Source organism: Moheibacter sediminis (genome assembly GCF_900176425.1).
GTDB lineage: Bacteria > Bacteroidota > Bacteroidia > Flavobacteriales > Weeksellaceae > Moheibacter > Moheibacter sediminis.
In genome coordinates this window covers 203,118-219,965 of record NZ_FWXS01000003.1, presented here as the reverse complement: position 1 = coordinate 219,965, position 16,848 = coordinate 203,118, and the positions used below count along the sequence as shown (strand labels likewise).

Genomic DNA, 16,848 nt, shown 5'->3' with positions numbered 1-16,848 from the left:
ATTATTTCTTTTTTGTGGTTTTCTTAGCTACCGGTTTTTTCGACCCCGCTGCTTTTTTTGCTGGTTTTTTGGCTTCGATTAATTTTTTCGCAACATCCACTGTCATTTTCATCACATCGACTTCTTTTGCGAGTTCAATTTTTAATTTCCCTTGAATTAAATTGTGTCTTCCCCAACGTGCTTTTTCGATTCTGATTCCTTCACTTTCCCAGTTCTGAACAACTTTTTCAGATTCCTTTTTTAATTTATCTTGAATCAATTCCTCGATGTCTTTGTTCGACAAATTATCGAAATCATATTTTTTGTTCACGTTGATGAACATTTCGTTCCATTTGATAAAAGGTCCAAACCTTCCTTTTCCTTTCGTTACTTCCAGTCCATCATAAGACGCAATCGGCGCGTCTGCTTTCATTTTTTCATCAATCAATTCAATGGCTCTTTCCAACGAAATTTCCATGATGTCTTCCCCTTTTGGAACCGAAATGAATTTCTCCTGAAATTTCACATACGGCCCAAAACGCCCCACGTTGATTTCAACTGTTTCATTTTTGTATAAACCTAAATTTTTAGGCAGATCAAACAATTGCAAAGCCTCTTCCAAACTGATGTTGTGAATGGATTGTGTGCTTAGTAAACTTGCAAACCTTGGTTTTTCTTCGTCTTCTGAATTGCCAATTTGAATCATCGGGCCAAATCTTCCGATTCGTGCCGAAACAGGTTTTCCTGATTTTGGATCGATGCCCAATTCACGTTCGCCCGTTGCACGTTCCGCAGTTTCCTGAACGGTTTCTACGTTTTTATGAAATTTCCCATAAAATCCGTCGATCATTTCCGTCCATTGCTCTTTCCCTTCTGCAATCGCATCGAAACTTTCTTCCACTTTGGCAGTGAAATCGTAGTCCAAAATATTTTTGAAATAATCTACCAAAAAGTCATTCACCACAATTCCGATGTCGGTTGGAATTAATTTCCTTTTGTCTGCACCAAAAGTTTCGGTTTCAACTTTTTCAGTGATTTTATCTTTCTTTAATTTTAAAGTCTGCAACTTTCTTTGTTCCCCATCCAAACTTCCGACAATCACATATTCACGATTTTGAATCGTAGAAATTGTCGGCGCGTAAGTCGATGGACGACCGATTCCCAATTCTTCTAATTTTTTAACCAAAGAAGCTTCCGTATATCTCGGCGGAGATTTAGTGAATTTTTCAGTTCCGAAAATTTCATCTGCTTTTAATTTTTCATTTTTAGAAACATCGGGCAAAATTGCTTTGTCATCTTCCGCATCGTCATCGGTAATCGTATCTTGATAAACTTTCAAAAACCCGTCAAAAATGATGATTTCTCCTCTTGACTGGAAAATTTCAGAATTGTTTGAATTTTCAATGTCAATTATCGTACGCTCCAAATCAGCATTTGCCATTTGGCTCGCAATCGCTCTTTTCCAAATCAAATCATACAATCTGTGTTGCGAATCATCTCCACCAGCAGATTTGACATCAAAATTTGTTGGACGAATCGCTTCATGCGCTTCTTGCGCAGATTTATTTTTATTGGTATAATTTCTTGGTGAACTATATTTATTGCCAAATTCTCTTTGAATTGTTTTTTCCGCAGCAGCAATTGCATCTTGCGACAAATTCACGCTGTCGGTTCTCATGTAAGTAATGTGCCCCGCTTCATATAACTGCTGTGCAACACGCATCGTTCTGGAAACCGGATAACCTAATTTCAAAGATGCTTCCTGTTGCAAAGTCGAAGTAGTAAAAGGCGCAGACGCCGAACGTTTTGCAGGTTTTTTCTGTAAATCTTTTACTTTAAATTCTGCATTGGTGCACGATTCGATGAATTTTTTAGCTTCTTCAAAAGTTGAAAATTCTTTCGTTAAAATTGCTTTTAATCCTTTGTTTTCTTTGGTTAAAAATTGAGCTGTAAATCTGAATGAAGAAACCGGTTTGAAACCTTGAATTTCTTTTTCTCTTTCTACAATCAAGCGAACTGCAACGGATTGCACACGTCCTGCAGAAAGTCCTGGTTTGATTTTTTTCCATAAAATAGGAGAAACTTCAAAACCTACCAATCTGTCTAAAACTCGTCGCGCTTGTTGCGCATCAACTAAATTTTCATCTATGCTTCGTGGATTCTCAACTGCTTTCTGAATTGCTTTTTTGGTAATTTCATTGAAAACAATTCTATGAGTTTCTTTCTTTTTTAAATCTAAAACATTGTACAAATGCCAAGAAATCGCTTCTCCTTCGCGGTCCTCATCGGAAGCGAGCCAAACGGTTTCTGCTTTTTTAGTTAATTCTTTTAGTTTTTTTACGACTTCTTTTTTATCGGCAGAAACTTCGTAAAGCGGTTTGAATTTGTTTTCGATTTCGATTCCCATTCCTTTTTTGGGCAAATCCACGATGTGTCCAAAGCTAGATTCGACCATAAAATCGTCTCCAAGATATTGTTGAATGGTTTTTGCTTTGGCGGGTGATTCGACTATTACAAGGTTCTTGGGCATCTCTAAATTTTTGGCAAAAATAGAAACAAATAATTTAAGCTACCAAAATCTATTGAATTTCGCCGATTTTTGAAATGTCGTCCGCTTCATTATTAAATCCAATTATTTTATCGTACAAAACAAAAGTCGCGATGTATAAAAAAGGAAATGTGAATAAAATACCAACCCCGCAGAAAATTACTCCAATAAAAGAAATAATGAATGAAATCGCCAATATAAAAAGTAAGAAAAACCAATTTTTTGAAGTAACCGAAATACTTGATTTCACAGCTTCAATCCATGAAAAATTACCAAAGACAATGAATGGAATTGTAAAAACTAAAAAGACTGAAAGAATTATAAAAAGTATAAGATAAATAAAACTCCCAAATCCCGGAATAAACTCATCAAAACCTACATTTACAAGCTGCATAATGGCTGTAAACAAAAATGTATAAATGACAATATTTGAAAAATAAGGCTGTTTGTAATAAACGAATAAATCTGACACAGAGCCATTGCCTCCATATTGGGTATTATAGGCAACTTTGTACAACCCAGCCAGCATCGGAGTGATTAGGGCTGTAACAACTGCCGATAGCAAAGAACTGATTAATTTTGAATTTAAAGCAATATTGGAAAGCGCAGCCTCAAGTGCATTAGGATTGCGTTGGGCCGTTTCCATAAATTCCGTCAAACTCATTCCATAAACCATCCCAAACATGGAAAGTCCTACAATCATCAATATCAAGAAGTAAAGAAGTGTTACCACAAAGCCGGGAAGAATTGATTTTTTATGTATATCAAAAGCATCTGACAAAACACCTTCCAAATGAAGTCCATAACCTTCTCTTTTAATTTGTTCCAATTTATTCTTTACAAAACTATTTTCCATGTTGATTTAATTTTCATCAAAAATACTTAAAAGTTAAATAAATGCAAATCTTAAATCGTCTGTCATAATGTCAGTATTTTTCGTAAATTTGTAGCCTTAATTTTTTTGTTTAAAGTCTAAAATTCAATGTTAAAAGATGTTTCTATTGAAACCCTTACTAAATAACACCCTACTTTAACATTAAACTTTAAACCTTGAACACCATACGATTATGCACACAGAAACAAAAGAAATAAACGAATCAAAACAGGGCGAATCCTTGATTTTAGACAGTAAGAAAAGGAATTCTAAAAAATTATTTTTAGAGAGTTACGGTTGTCAGATGAATTTTTCCGACTCTGAAATCGTTGCTTCGATCTTGTCTGAAAACGGATACAACACCACCAATAAAATGGAGGAAGCCGATTTGATTTTGGTCAATACTTGTTCCATCCGCGAAAAAGCCGAGCAAACCGTCCGCAAAAGATTAGGAGAATTTAATGCATTAAAGAAAAACAATCCTTCTATGAAAGTCGGCGTTTTGGGATGCATGGCGGAACGTTTGAAAGCCAAATTTCTCGAAGAAGAAAAAATCGTGGATTTGGTTGTCGGACCAGATGCTTACCGTGATTTACCTAATTTATTAGAAGAAGTTGAAGACGGCAGAAATGCCATCAATGTAATTCTTTCCAAAGATGAAACTTACGCAGATTTAAGTCCGGTTCGTTTGGGCGGAAATGGAGTGACCGCATTTGTGACTATCACTCGCGGATGCGACAATATGTGTACTTTCTGTGTGGTACCGTTTACGCGTGGACGTGAAAGAAGCCGTGACCCACATTCGATTTTGGAAGAATGTAAAGATTTAGAACAAAAAGGCTACAAAGAAATTACGCTTTTAGGTCAAAACGTTGACTCGTTTTTGTGGTACGGCGGCGGAATGAAAAAAGATTTCAAAAAAGCGTCGGAAATGCAGCAGGCAACAGCGGTTGATTTCGCACAATTATTGTCAATGGTTGCGGAAGCAGTTCCGGGAATGAGAATTCGTTTTTCTACTTCCAATCCGCAAGATATGGACGAGAAGGTTTTGCGTGCAATGGCGAAATACAACAACATTTGTAAATACATTCACCTACCCGTTCAGTCCGGAAGCACAACGGTTTTAGATAGAATGAACCGTCAGCATACGCGTGAAGAATATTTATCCTTGATTGATAAAGTTTATGAAATAATTCCTGATTGTGCACTTTCACACGATATGATTGCTGGATTCTGCGGCGAAACTGAAGAAGAACATCAGGATACGCTTTCGTTAATGGAGTATGTAAAATATGATTTCGGATTTATGTTTGCTTACTCAGATCGCCCGGGAACGCCTGCCCACAAAAAAATGGAAGATGATGTTCCGGAAGAAATTAAGAAAAGAAGATTAACTGAAATCATCAATTTACAACAAAAACATGCTGCTGAAAGAATGCGCGCTTACGTGGGAAAAGTGCATGAAGTTTTGATCGAAGGGAACAGCAAACGTGATGAAAATTTCTGGTACGGAAGAATTTCACAAAATGCTGTGATGGTTTTCCCTAAAACGGAAGGAACCAAAGTCGGTGATTTCGTGATGGTAAAAGCCAATGACTGTACTTCTGCAACTTTGTTGGGAGAAATGGCTTAAACGAGTTGAAACCTAAAACTTGAAAAAAAAATGAATTTAAACACTGATTTTTCAAAATTCCCGCTTCTTATGACCGAAAATCTGATTTTAAGAGAAGTCGTTGAAACAGACGTTGATGAAATATTTTTCTTGCGCTCAGACTTGGAAGTTATGAAATACATTCCACGAGAACCTGCTACAAAAAAGCAAGATGCTTTGAACCACATCGAAGTACTTAGAAAAGCCAAAGAAAATGAGGAAGGAATCAACTGGGCGATCACCCAAAAAGGCGACGACACTTTAATGGGAATCATTGGACTTTATAGAATTAACAAAACTGATTTCCGTGCAGAAGTCGGGTATATTTTAAATCCGAAATTTCATGGAAAAGGAATCATAAAAGAAGCATTGGACAAAATCATTGAATTTGGATTTAATCAAGCTCAATTTCATACATTGACTGCAATCATAGACGCTCGAAATACCGCTTCAGAAAACGTTTTAAAGAGAGCTCATTTCACAAAAGAAGCTCATTTCAGAGAAGATTGTTATCACAATGGTGAGTTTACAGATTCCATTCATTATTCAATTATAAACCCTCAACATTAAACTTGAAAAAAGAATGGATAATCTAACAACCATAAAACAAAGATTTTCAATCATAGGAAATGACGCCGGACTCAACCGTGCTTTGGAAAAAGCAATGCAAGTTGCACCGACGGATATTTCTGTCCTGGTGAGTGGTGAAAGTGGTGTCGGGAAAGAATTCATCCCAAAAATCATTCATTCACAATCAGCCCGAAAACACAATAATTATATTGCCGTAAACTGTGGTGCAATCCCGGAAGGAACCATCGATTCAGAATTATTTGGTCACGAAAAAGGTGCATTTACCGGTGCTACCGCAACGCGAAAAGGATATTTTGAAGTAGCTGATAAAGGAACCATATTTTTAGATGAGGTAGGTGAACTGCCATTGCCGACACAGGTTCGTTTGCTGCGTGTTTTGGAAAGCGGCGAATTTATGAAAGTAGGTTCATCGGATATCCAAAAAACCGATGTGCGTGTTGTCGCTGCAACCAACGTAAAAATGACCGAAGCCATCGAAAAAGGAAAATTTAGAGAAGATTTATATTACAGACTAAACACTGTTCAGATTGACGTTCCAGCATTGCGTGAGCGCAAAAATGACATTCCGCTTTTGGTCAGAAAATTTGCTTCAGATTTTGCTTCCAAATACAGAATGCCTCCGTTGGAATTCACTTCAGAAGCCATGCAATACATCACGACGTATCCTTGGCCGGGAAACATCAGACAATTGCGAAATTTTGCGGAAGAAATTTCAGTCGTGGAAAAGGACAGAACAATCACTTTTGAAAAAATTCAAACCTATCTTCCCAATCAAAATACGATGCCTGCTTTGATTTCGAAAGAAAAATCCGGTGGAACCGGCGACCATTTAGAACGCGAAATTTTGTTTAAATTTTTATTGGAAATGAAACAGGATTTGAATGATTTGCGTTCACTGACTTTAGATTTAATTCATAACAAAGAAAATATTTCTACCGGAAACCAAGATTTGCTGAACCGCGTGATTCGGGAAAATAACACGGCTGAACCTGATTTTTCTTCATTGAAAATTTATCCGAAAGAAGAACCAAAAACTTCTATTATTCAAGATTATGATTCTTATAATTATGATGACCATGAATTTGAAGAAGTCAGTTACGATGCGGAGTCTTTGTCTTTGCAGGAACAGGAAAAAGAAATGATCCGCAAGGCATTAGAAAAATACAAAGGAAAACGCAAAGCGGCTGCCGATGAATTGGGAATTTCTGAAAGAACACTTTACCGAAAAATTAAACAATACGATTTAATTGGATAAAATCAATAGGATTATGAATAAAATAAGTTCAAAGCTCATTCAAAATTCAAAATTCAGGATGAATTTAAAAATGAAATCATTCTTGCCTTTTGTCTTTTGTCTTTTGCCTTTAATATTTACTTCTTGCTATACCCTTTCGGGTTCTTCCATCGACCCGACATGGCAGACAATCAAAATAGCAACATTTCCCAATGTAGCACCTCAATACCAAAATCCAAATTTAAGTCAGGAATTTACCAATAAATTACAAGATATTTTCAACAACAGAACAAAATTATCTTTGACAGCTGATGACAATGCCGATCTGCTGATAGAAGGAGAAATAACTGGTTACCAACAAAGTGCAGTTGCCATCCAGGCTAATGAAATCGCTGGAAAAAACCGGTTAACAATGACCGTGAGGGTTCGTTATCAAAATAACAAGGACGAAAGCAAAAGTTTTGATAAGTCATTTTCTGCTTACGAAGATTTTGAGGCAAATCAAACCATCATGCAGGCAGAGAGCGCTCTCTTGCCAGATATTATTGAACAGCTAACCGCACAAATTTTTAATGCAATCGCGATGGATTGGTAATTTTGATGTATGCTGGATACCAGAAGATGGGTGTTTCCGTTCTTTTGAATTTACATCAACATTCTATTATCAAATCTATTTTAGCTAATTTCGCATTTCCATTATCGTATTTCGATTAAATATGAACACAAGAATTCAACATCTTATCAATAAACCATTTGAAGTACAGCTTTCAGATGTGGCTTTGCTACAGGATGAAATCGACAAATATCCGTATTTTGCGACGCTTCGTTCATTGTTGTTATTTGGATTAAAGGAATTTGAGCACGAATCTTATAATACGGAATTAAAGAAAACAAGCATCTACAGCCCAAGCCGCGTTGCACTTTACCACTACCTTCAAAGGGAAAAACAAACAACTGAAGTATTTGAAGAAGTAGAACCAATTTCTGAAGCTGAAACAATTGAAACACCAGCGGAAACAGCTCAGATTTCTGAAGAAATCATTAAAACGAAAGAAGAATTAGTTCAAGCTGAAGAAACCGAAACAATTGAAGTCCAGCCCGAAATAGAAACCATTCCTGTTTCTACCCATCAGGAAATGACATTTTCACAATGGTTGCATATTTCAGAAACCAAAACAGAAGAAAAACCAACCGAAAAAGACATCAAATTTCAGCTGATTGACGAATTTATCGAAAAATCACCCAAAATTTCTCCTGTAAAAATTTCAACAGAAATAAGTCAACTCGTTGTCAAAAACGATAACCCAAGCGAATATTCAGACCTCATGACCGAAACGCTTGCCCAGATTTATACCCAGCAAAAGAAATTTGACAAAGCAATCCGCGCATATAAAATTTTAAGTTTGAAATATCCGGAAAAAAGTATTTTCTTTGCAGACCGAATTAACGAAATAGAAAATTTAAAGAATACAAAATAAACACAATGGGAACTTTCACATTTTTAATGGTACTTATTATAGTAGTTTGTGTACTGATAATATTAGTAATTTTATCACAAAACCCTAAAGGAGGAGGACTTTCATCCACATTCGGCGGATCAGGTGGCGGACAGATGTTCGGCGTACAACGTACCAACGAATTCCTTGACAAAGCAACTTGGACATTGGCAACCATTATTGTGGTACTGATTATTACTGCAAACGTATTACAGGAAAATCCATATGCATCTACCGTTCCGGTAAATGAAGTTCCGGTTGAATTGCCACAACAGCAATCAGCACCAACACCAGATGCACCGGCTACACCGACCAATACGCCTCCGGCAAACTAATCAGAAATCATTATTTCAATATACAGATCCCGTTGACAACCTCAGCGGGATTTTTATTTTTTTTATTTTTCAATTCAAGCTTAGCCCTACAAAATTTGAAACTTGAAGAATTAAACTTGAAACTTTTTTTGGGCGCGACCCCGCCGGAAAGAAAATTTAGATATCTTTCAGAAAAATTGTAGCCGTCGGGGTCGGGCTATCCGCTGCAACTCCTCGCTCCTTCCTCGCTGTGGGGTTTCCGCTGCTATCCCTCGCGTAATCACGCAGATCATTTAAATACGAGTTATAAATATAAAAACATCCTGTATCTAGCAATTTTATGAATTCAACTTCGTCCCACAAGTCTTGCAGAAAACAGCTTTGTCGAGATGATAACTATCGTGACAATGCGGACAAACCTGTGTATTTTTAGGAGGTTCAGGAGTTTTGGAACGGCTCAATTCCGACGAAACAATTCCCGTCGGTACTGCAATCACACCATAACCGATGATCATCACTACCGAGGCAAGGAATTTCCCCAAAGCCGTTGAAGGTGCGATGTCCCCATAACCCACGGTCGTCAACGTAACCACCGCCCAATAAATACTCGTCGGGATGCTCGTAAATCCCGACTCCGGATGCTCGCTTTCCACCACGAACATGATGGAACCAATCACCACTACAATCAAGATAATAAATGAAAGAAAAACGATGATTTTCGCACGGCTTTGGCGAAGCGCAATCAAAAGCATACTTCCGCCACGCATGAACTGCGTCAGTCCAAAAATCCTGAAAATCCTGAACAACCTCAGAATTCGGATGCTCGATAAATATTTCGTCGACGGATACATAATTCCCAAATAAGTAGGTAAAATGCTCAGTAAGTCAATGATTCCATAAAAACTAAAAAAATACCGCCATGGCTTTCTTACGCAATACAAACGAAGCGCGTATTCAATCGTGAATAAAATGGTTACAACCCATTCCAGGACAACCAATATCGTATGGTATTTCGCATTTATGGATGGTACGGATTCCAGCATTACCAATGCGACACTGAACAAAATCGTTATCAGCAGCATCACATCAAACAGCTTACCCAAAGGCGTATCGGCTTCGAAAATGATTTCGAAAATTTTTTCTTTAAGATGGTTTTGTTTTGATTTCTCCATACGGGGAAAAATCAGTTTATCTTCAATATTCATATCGTAGATTTGTAAAACGAATTTACACAATTTTCTATGAAGACAGTATTAATTAGTGGCGCAACCGGTTTGGTTGGAAAGAAATTAAAAGCGGCTTTGGAAGCTAAAAATTATACCGTCAGAAGTTTATCACGAAAAAAAGAAAAAGATTTATTTTACTGGAATCTTCAGGAAAATTACGTCGACCCAAAAGCATTTGAAAACTTAAATACCATCATACACCTAGCCGGTGCTCCCATTTCTGAAAAGTGGACAAAGGAGTACAAAAAAGAATTGTACGACAGCCGAATCAAAACGGCTGAATTACTGTTTGAAAACACAAAAAAATACGCTCCCGACCTCAAAACATTCATCACTTCTTCCGGAGCAAATTATTACGGAACATTTACAACTGATAAAATTTTCTCAGAAAATGAGCCAAATGGAAATGATTTCTTAGGGAATCTTTGTTTGGATTGGGAAAATGCTGCCTTCAAATTTGAATCACTTGGGACACGTGTAGCCACAGTCCGTACAGCCGCAGTTTTATCTGATAAGGATGGAATGCTAAAAAAATTAATGCCTTTGACCAAATTAAATTTAGCTTCGCCGTTGGGTTCCGGAAAACAAATTGTGCCTTGGATACACATCGATGATTTGGTTGGAATTTATATCCATATTTTAGAAAATGAAAATTTAAATGGCGCATTCAATGCCTGCGCACCTGAAATCGTAAACAATTCTCAATTCACAAAAACACTTGCCAAAACGATGAGCAAATCAGCATTTTTACCGGATGTTCCTTCTTTTATTTTGAAAATAATTTTAGGGGAAATGTCTTCAATTGTTTTGAAAGGAAGCGCAGTTTCTCCGGAAAAAATCCAAAATTCACGATTCAAGTTTCAATTTCCTGAATTGAATTCAGCATTGAAAAATTTAATCCAATAAAAAAAGCCACCGAAAATATCATTCGCGGCGGCTTCACCCTCATGTATGTCTGAACTTTTTACTGCTCAGAATCTTTTTGCAATAAAAATTTATAAATTAATCCACCCACAATTGCACCCGCAATCGGCGCTGCCCAAAACAACCAGAGCTGCTTCAAAGCTTCACCGCCAACAAAAATCGCTTGAGAAGTCGAACGCGCAGGATTTACAGAAGTGTTCGTAATCGGAATTGAAATTAAGTGAATCAGCGTCAAAGCCAATCCAATAGCGATTCCCGCAAATTGTCCATTTGCAAATTTGTCCGTCGCTCCCAAAATCACAATCAAGAAAAATGCAGTCAACACAAATTCCGTCAAAAATGCAGCAATCATGCTGTAACTTCTGCCTCCATAGCCCGGCATTTCATAAAAATTCGTGGCAAATGCCCCTGCTCCTTCCGCAGAAAATGCGCCTGCGCCACTCAAAATGGCGTATAAGATAAATGCCGATGATGTCGCTCCCAAAACCTGCGAAATGATGTAAGGTGCCAATTCTTGGGCAGAAAATCTGCCGCCCGCAAACAAACCAAAAGAAACTGCGGGATTGAAATGACCACCGGAAATGTGACCCACAGCGTACGCCATCGTCAAAACTGTCAAACCAAAAGCAAGAGAAACACCTAAAAGACCGATTCCGATTTCCGGAATTCCTGCGGCAAATACGGCACTACCGCAACCGCCAAATACCAGCCAAAAAGTTCCGAAGAACTCAGCAAAATACTTTTTCATTATTAAAAAATTTAAATTAGTTGGACGATAAATGTAGAAATTATTTTTGAATCATAATTTCTTTGTAAGAAAAAATTGTGTTGTAACCTCTTGATTGGAAATATTCTTTATAATTTTCCCGCTCAGTCACCATTACGAAATCGCCGCCCCAAGCACCTAAACTCTTGACGCTGCCGGAATAATCTGAAAAATATAAATCCTTTGCTTTCGGAACTTCCATGTGTTGTGAAAGTAAATTTTCATGCTGATCGATGTAAGATTCAAATTCACAAAGAGAATCGGATTCTACAATTTTTTGAGTAAGAATTGAGATTGCATCAACAAGTTGTTGATTTTTAGGTTTTGATTTGTATTGTTTTGAAACGCCGATTTGCGTGTCTTGTTTTTGGTTTAAATAAACAAAATGAAGTTTGTCGAGAAAATCAGGATTGAATTCTACAGGTTCAATCCTTCGTTGATTATCTAAAATCTGATAATAAATTGAAGAATTCTGACTTGCGCAAGCAACATCGTAACCGCTTGTTTTGAAAGTTAAGTCTGACAATTCAAATTCATCAACACCGGAAAATTTCGCCAATAAATAAATCAAAGTCGAACTGCTGCCCAATCCCCATTCTTTCTTAAATTCCAATTGGGTTTTGCAATGAATATTTTGGGTTTGTTTTTTGAAAAAATTTGGATTTAATTTTTCGATTGCCCGAAATAATTCTTTTAATTTTTGGGTTAGTTTTTCTTCAGAAGCATTTAAAATTCCTAATGTTTTCAGCTCAAATTCAGCCGAAAACCATAGCGAACCATCTTCCAAAAAGGCTTCCCAAATCAAAGTTGGATTTTCTGATTCTTCCAAATAATCAACTTCTAGAATTTGTCCCAATTTTGTAGGAATTGCAAAGGAAAGTCCACCGTCAAGAACTGTGTATTCTCCAGCTATATATAATTTTCCGTTGGCTCGAAATGAGTTCAAAGTTTCAAATTTAATTACGAAGCCGCAGAACTTGTGGAAACTTCAGAACTGATTTTCCTGACCAAGCCTTGAAGTGTATTTCCCGGTCCTACTTCGATGAATTCCGTAGCGCCGTCTTTAACCATATTTTGAACGGATTGTGTCCATTTTACGGGTGCCGTCAATTGTTTGATTAAATTTTCTTTAATTTCATCAGGATTTGTTACCGCCGTAGTCGTCACATTTTGGTAAACCGGACAAATTGGATTTTTGAATTCGGTCTGGTGAATCGCTTCTGCCAATTCCACCTCAGCCGGTTTCATCAAAGGCGAGTGAAAAGCACCGCCCACAGGCAAAATCAAAGCACGTTTTGCACCGGCTTCTTTGAGTTTTTCACAAGCCAATTCTACCGCAGGAATTTCTCCTGAAATCACCAATTGCCCGGGACAATTGTAATTTGCAGCAACTACAATCCCTTCTGTTTCAGCACAGATTTGCTCAACAATTGCATCTTCCAGACCAAGAATCGCGGCCATCGTGGAAGGATTCATTTCACAAGCTTTCTGCATCGCCAAAGCACGTTTGTAAACCAAGCTCAATCCTGCTTCAAAAGTCAAAGTTTGGTTTGCTACCAAAGCTGAAATTTCTCCCAAGGAATGTCCGGCAACCATATCCGGAACAAAGTTTTCTAATGTCTGCGCCAAAATTACAGAATGTAAAAAAACCGCTGGTTGGGTTACTTTGGTTTGTTTTAATTCATCGGCTGAACCTTCGAACATAATTTTAGAAATTGAAAAACCCAATTGTGCATCGGCTCTGTCAAATAATTCTTTTGCCAATGTTGAATTTTCATATAGATTTTTACCCATTCCGGTAAATTGTGCTCCTTGCCCTGGAAATACGTATGCTTTCATCTGTAAATATTTATGTTTGGTGTTGTTTAGAATTAAATCTAAGAAAAATTAAATTTAACCATTATTTTTTGACTGTTTTTCATTTTCCCACATTTTCGATAGGAATAAATAGCGTTTGAAAACTGAATGTGCATGCAGTTTTGAAATGATGTAACCCTCTCCGCCGTCTAAAATCCCTAATCGAAGAATGTAATGATGTACAAATCTGAACCAAGGTTTTACCCAAAAATGGAAAACAGTTGGTTTTAGTCTTTTCGCAAATAATTCTTTGGCTCTTAGAATTGAATATTGAGTCAATTTTCGGTCATATTCCTCAACTGAAAAATAGGAATAATGATCTAATTTATTCTTCAGAAAACGTACCGTTCCTTTGCTGTCAATGAGTTCGTGCACCATTCTGCCTTCGCCATATTTGTTTTTAGATTTTTTAAACAAACGAATGGCTTTGTCATTTTGCCATCCGGAACGTTTGATATATTTGTCCATGAAATAAAATCGGCGATACACAAAAAAAGCGTCGGCTCTGTCCTTTTCTATTTCATCCATCATTTCATGGATAAGCGCTTTGGGAATCCTTTCATCTGCATCAAAAAAAGTAACCCATTCATGGTTTGCCTGTTCGATTGCAAAATTTTTCTGCGCTGTGAAATGGTCAAATTTACGTGTCATGAAAACCACTTTGGGATGTTTTTTGGCTATTTCTGCTGTACGGTCGGTACTTTCGGAATCGACGATGATGATTTCGTCAGCATACCAAGCTTCCTCCAAAAATTTCTCTATGTTTCTTTCCTCGTTATAAGTAATCAATAATGCGGAAATTTTAGGCATGGTTTCTACATATTTTTCAGGCAATTCAACTGCCCCGAAATTATTTTGCAAAAATTTATCTGCCTCAGTCCTTACATAATCAAGTTTCAATTTTTTATAAAGTTTAGTAGTCTGATTAAACAATTGTTTCTCTGTGAGTTTATTCACAGTTTGTTTATCTAAATCCTGAAAATGTACACTCACATGATGGATTCCATCCTCAAAACAACCCCAATCCGAAGGGAATTTATGGGGTGAATAAATGCTGAAAGTTGGTACATTCAAGGCTTTGGACATATTCACAGCACCTCCTTCATTTCCAATAAAAGCATCACAATGATGGAGAATTTTGAGGAATTCCCTGACATTTTTGCCCATTACCTCCAGGTAAATTTTATCAGTTGAATTCAATCCATTCATGATTTCATCTACAACAGGTTGCTGACTGGGAATGTAATTGAATAAAATATTGAAATTATAATATTTCTGGATGTGCCCAATCAATTGGATCATATATTCAATCGGCCATGATTTATCTTTTCCGCTTCCCAAAATTCCAATCATCAAGGTTTTTCTTGAGGCATCCAATCCTGCATTTTCCAAAATTTCTTTTCCTTCCTGAATTTCTTGTTCAGTCAGATAAATTTTAGGGTGAAGTGCATATGGAATTGGTTTAATCATCAATGGTGTAACCAATGAAACACGGTTATCGATTGCAGTACAGGCGGTTTCTTTTGAAGGAATTTCAGCCTTTTCTATCACATCTGTATAAATATGTTTGAAGAAGGGTTTGTCATAACTGATTCTCCTTTTTGCACCTGATTTTAGTGAAATGAAACGGCTTTGCAATTTAGCATATGGATCGATGACGATATCATATTTTTCGTCATGGATTTTGTTTGCGTAATTATTTAAAACGGAAATCTTTTTTAAATTTTTCTCCTTGAATGTAATGATTTTATCAATAAAAGGATTGTTTTCCAAAACTGCAGATGCAGGTTCATAACAGAAAAAATGCACATCGACCTCAGCATAAATCTGTTTCAGATTTTCTGCAATGACGGAAGAAGTCAACACATCTCCGATGTATTTATTTTGTATGATCAGGGCTTTTTTCAAGACAAAAATTTAAACTGCAACATTGTGTTCTCTCAAAGCATCATTGAGTGAAGTCTTTTTGTCTGTACTTTCTTTTCTTGTCCCAATGATCAATGCACAAGGAACTTGAAATTCGCCCGCAGGGAATTTTTTAGTATAACTTCCCGGAATCACAACCGATCGCGGCGGAACTTCACCTTTTATTTCAATCGGCGTTTCTCCTGTAACATCTATGATTTTAGTTGAAGCAGTCAAAACAACATTTGCGCCCAAAACTGCTTCCTTCCCTATTCTCACCCCTTCAACTACGATACAACGTGAGCCGATGAAAGCATTGTCTTCGATGATTACAGGTGCAGCCTGTAAAGGTTCTAAAACACCACCAATTCCAACTCCGCCACTTAAGTGAACATTTTTACCGATTTGTGCACAACTACCAACAGTCGCCCAAGTATCGACCATCGTTCCTTCATCTACATAAGCACCGATGTTTACATAAGAAGGCATCAAAATCACACCCGACGAAACATAAGCGCCGTGACGTGCAATTGCATGAGGAACAACTCGAACTCCTTTTTCAGCGTAATTTCTTTTTAAGGGAATTTTATCGTGGAATTCAAAAATGCCGACTTCAAGGGTTTCCATTTTTTGGATGGGAAAATACAAAACAACTGCTTTTTTCACCCATTCATTGACTTGCCAACCACCGTTTTTGGGTTCGGCAACCCGGAGTTTCCCTTCGTCCAACAAATCAATTACTTCTCTGATGGCTCTTTGGACTCCTTCTTCTTTCAACATTTCTCGGTTGTCCCAAGCCTGCTCTATTATTTGTTTAAGATTTACCATATTTTAAATTATAATTTTAGATTTCAAATTTTAGAATTAAATCCAAAACCAGAAATCTAAATTTTCGTGTGTTGGTACAAAACTACATTTTTAAAGCGAAATGCGAAATGCGTTTTGCGAAGTTCATTTAATTAAATCATAAAATTCATTTTCAAATCTTAAGATTGGTTCATTTTCAAATTAAATCTACCTTTGCATCATGCCAAGAATCATCGCTATCGATTTCGGAATGAAACGCACGGGAATTGCCGTCACTGACGAAATGCAAATCATCGCTACTGCGCTCGACACTATCGAAACTTCAAAATTAATAGAGTTCCTGACGAAATACATTCCTGAAAACAATGTAGGCGAAATGGTCGTGGGTCTGCCGATGCGGATGCATGGCGAAGTCGGGCAATTGGAAACTGAAATCCAGAAATTCATCCATAGAGTGATGGCGAAATTTCCGCAGTTACCCATCAAAAGACAAGACGAAGCTTTTACTTCCAAAATGGCTTCACAAGCGATATTTATGAGTGGCGCGAAAAAAAAGACAAGACAAGATAAATCTCTGATAGACAAAGTGAGTGCAACAATTATTTTGCAATCTTACATGGAAAATAGATGATTTTAAATTCGAGCCTCGAAATTCGAAGTTCGCATTAACAATATA

At 37.1% G+C, this 16,848-nt stretch carries 16 protein-coding genes; 8 read left to right on the top strand and 8 right to left on the bottom strand.

Annotated elements, in window-relative coordinates:
- Window position 1: 1 nt before the first annotated feature.
- Together topA and B8977_RS06100 are read right to left on the bottom strand one after the other, a co-directional pair.
- On the bottom strand, window positions 2-2,509 hold the full coding sequence (gene topA / locus B8977_RS06105) for a type I DNA topoisomerase (RefSeq protein WP_084016797.1): 2,508 nt from the start codon (window positions 2,507-2,509) through the stop codon (window positions 2-4).
- A 49-nt stretch (window positions 2,510-2,558) separates the two neighbouring features.
- A complete protein-coding gene (locus tag B8977_RS06100; RefSeq protein ID WP_084016796.1) occupies window positions 2,559-3,383 on the bottom strand; it encodes a DUF2189 domain-containing protein in 825 nt (274 codons plus the stop codon).
- Window positions 3,384-3,594: 211 nt separating this feature from the next.
- On the opposite strand from B8977_RS06100, the gene miaB reads away from it, so the two are divergent.
- From miaB to secG, 6 genes are all read left to right on the top strand, one after another.
- Entirely contained in the window at window positions 3,595-5,034 is a 1,440-nt protein-coding gene (gene miaB, locus B8977_RS06095; RefSeq protein WP_084016795.1) for a tRNA (N6-isopentenyl adenosine(37)-C2)-methylthiotransferase MiaB, read from the top strand.
- A gap of 30 nt (window positions 5,035-5,064) precedes the next feature.
- Entirely contained in the window at window positions 5,065-5,622 is a 558-nt protein-coding gene (locus B8977_RS06090; RefSeq protein WP_084016794.1) for a GNAT family N-acetyltransferase, read from the top strand.
- A 13-nt stretch (window positions 5,623-5,635) separates the two neighbouring features.
- Complete coding sequence (locus B8977_RS06085; protein ID WP_084016793.1) at window positions 5,636-6,898, top strand: sigma-54 interaction domain-containing protein; 1,263 nt, start codon at window positions 5,636-5,638, stop codon at window positions 6,896-6,898.
- Between the two features lie 70 nt (window positions 6,899-6,968).
- Complete coding sequence (locus B8977_RS06080) at window positions 6,969-7,472, top strand: LptE family protein (protein ID WP_245828463.1); 504 nt, start codon at window positions 6,969-6,971, stop codon at window positions 7,470-7,472.
- A gap of 121 nt (window positions 7,473-7,593) precedes the next feature.
- Window positions 7,594-8,355, top strand: a complete 762-nt coding sequence (locus B8977_RS06075) for a hypothetical protein (RefSeq protein ID WP_084016792.1) — start codon at window positions 7,594-7,596, stop codon at window positions 8,353-8,355.
- A gap of 5 nt (window positions 8,356-8,360) precedes the next feature.
- On the top strand, window positions 8,361-8,708 hold the full coding sequence (gene secG, locus B8977_RS06070) for a preprotein translocase subunit SecG (RefSeq protein ID WP_084016791.1): 348 nt from the start codon (window positions 8,361-8,363) through the stop codon (window positions 8,706-8,708).
- Window positions 8,709-9,025: 317 nt separating this feature from the next.
- On the opposite strand, the gene B8977_RS06065 is transcribed toward secG, so the two are convergent.
- On the bottom strand, window positions 9,026-9,892 hold the full coding sequence (locus B8977_RS06065; protein WP_245828460.1) for an ion transporter: 867 nt from the start codon (window positions 9,890-9,892) through the stop codon (window positions 9,026-9,028).
- A gap of 36 nt (window positions 9,893-9,928) precedes the next feature.
- On the opposite strand from B8977_RS06065, the gene B8977_RS06060 reads away from it, so the two are divergent.
- Window positions 9,929-10,819, top strand: a complete 891-nt coding sequence (locus B8977_RS06060) for a TIGR01777 family oxidoreductase (RefSeq protein WP_084016790.1) — start codon at window positions 9,929-9,931, stop codon at window positions 10,817-10,819.
- Between the two features lie 58 nt (window positions 10,820-10,877).
- Here B8977_RS06060 and aqpZ read toward each other — a convergent pair whose 3' ends face one another.
- The 5 genes from aqpZ to B8977_RS06035 are packed head-to-tail and all read right to left on the bottom strand — an operon-like array spanning window position 10,878 to window position 16,193.
- On the bottom strand, window positions 10,878-11,585 hold the full coding sequence (gene aqpZ / locus B8977_RS06055; protein ID WP_084016789.1) for an aquaporin Z: 708 nt from the start codon (window positions 11,583-11,585) through the stop codon (window positions 10,878-10,880).
- A gap of 40 nt (window positions 11,586-11,625) precedes the next feature.
- Window positions 11,626-12,549, bottom strand: a complete 924-nt coding sequence (locus B8977_RS06050; RefSeq protein WP_084016788.1) for a GYDIA family GHMP kinase — start codon at window positions 12,547-12,549, stop codon at window positions 11,626-11,628.
- Window positions 12,550-12,563: 14 nt separating this feature from the next.
- Window positions 12,564-13,442: an ACP S-malonyltransferase gene (fabD, locus tag B8977_RS06045; RefSeq protein ID WP_084016787.1), complete on the bottom strand. Its 879-nt coding sequence runs from the start codon at window positions 13,440-13,442 to the stop codon at window positions 12,564-12,566.
- A gap of 54 nt (window positions 13,443-13,496) precedes the next feature.
- Complete coding sequence (locus B8977_RS06040) at window positions 13,497-15,368, bottom strand: glycosyltransferase (protein WP_084016786.1); 1,872 nt, start codon at window positions 15,366-15,368, stop codon at window positions 13,497-13,499.
- Between the two features lie 9 nt (window positions 15,369-15,377).
- On the bottom strand, window positions 15,378-16,193 hold the full coding sequence (locus B8977_RS06035) for a 2,3,4,5-tetrahydropyridine-2,6-dicarboxylate N-succinyltransferase (protein ID WP_084016785.1): 816 nt from the start codon (window positions 16,191-16,193) through the stop codon (window positions 15,378-15,380).
- Between the two features lie 199 nt (window positions 16,194-16,392).
- On the opposite strand from B8977_RS06035, the gene ruvX reads away from it, so the two are divergent.
- Window positions 16,393-16,803 (top strand): Holliday junction resolvase RuvX, encoded by a 411-nt coding sequence (gene ruvX, locus B8977_RS06030; protein ID WP_084016784.1) that lies wholly within the window; start codon window positions 16,393-16,395, stop codon window positions 16,801-16,803.
- The last annotated feature ends 45 nt before the right edge of the window (window positions 16,804-16,848 follow it).

Coding starts and splice junctions, on each gene's coding strand:
- topA (WP_084016797.1), bottom strand. CDS start 2,509: ATGCCCAAGAACCTTGTAATAGTCGAATCACCCGCCAAAGCAAAAACC.
- B8977_RS06100 (WP_084016796.1), bottom strand. CDS start 3,383: ATGGAAAATAGTTTTGTAAAGAATAAATTGGAACAAATTAAAAGAGAA.
- miaB (WP_084016795.1), top strand. CDS start 3,595: ATGCACACAGAAACAAAAGAAATAAACGAATCAAAACAGGGCGAATCC.
- B8977_RS06090 (WP_084016794.1), top strand. CDS start 5,065: ATGAATTTAAACACTGATTTTTCAAAATTCCCGCTTCTTATGACCGAA.
- B8977_RS06085 (WP_084016793.1), top strand. CDS start 5,636: ATGGATAATCTAACAACCATAAAACAAAGATTTTCAATCATAGGAAAT.
- B8977_RS06080 (WP_245828463.1), top strand. CDS start 6,969: ATGAAATCATTCTTGCCTTTTGTCTTTTGTCTTTTGCCTTTAATATTT.
- B8977_RS06075 (WP_084016792.1), top strand. CDS start 7,594: ATGAACACAAGAATTCAACATCTTATCAATAAACCATTTGAAGTACAG.
- secG (WP_084016791.1), top strand. CDS start 8,361: ATGGGAACTTTCACATTTTTAATGGTACTTATTATAGTAGTTTGTGTA.
- B8977_RS06065 (WP_245828460.1), bottom strand. CDS start 9,892: ATGAATATTGAAGATAAACTGATTTTTCCCCGTATGGAGAAATCAAAA.
- B8977_RS06060 (WP_084016790.1), top strand. CDS start 9,929: ATGAAGACAGTATTAATTAGTGGCGCAACCGGTTTGGTTGGAAAGAAA.
- aqpZ (WP_084016789.1), bottom strand. CDS start 11,585: ATGAAAAAGTATTTTGCTGAGTTCTTCGGAACTTTTTGGCTGGTATTT.
- fabD (WP_084016787.1), bottom strand. CDS start 13,442: ATGAAAGCATACGTATTTCCAGGGCAAGGAGCACAATTTACCGGAATG.
- B8977_RS06035 (WP_084016785.1), bottom strand. CDS start 16,193: ATGGTAAATCTTAAACAAATAATAGAGCAGGCTTGGGACAACCGAGAA.
- ruvX (WP_084016784.1), top strand. CDS start 16,393: ATGCCAAGAATCATCGCTATCGATTTCGGAATGAAACGCACGGGAATT.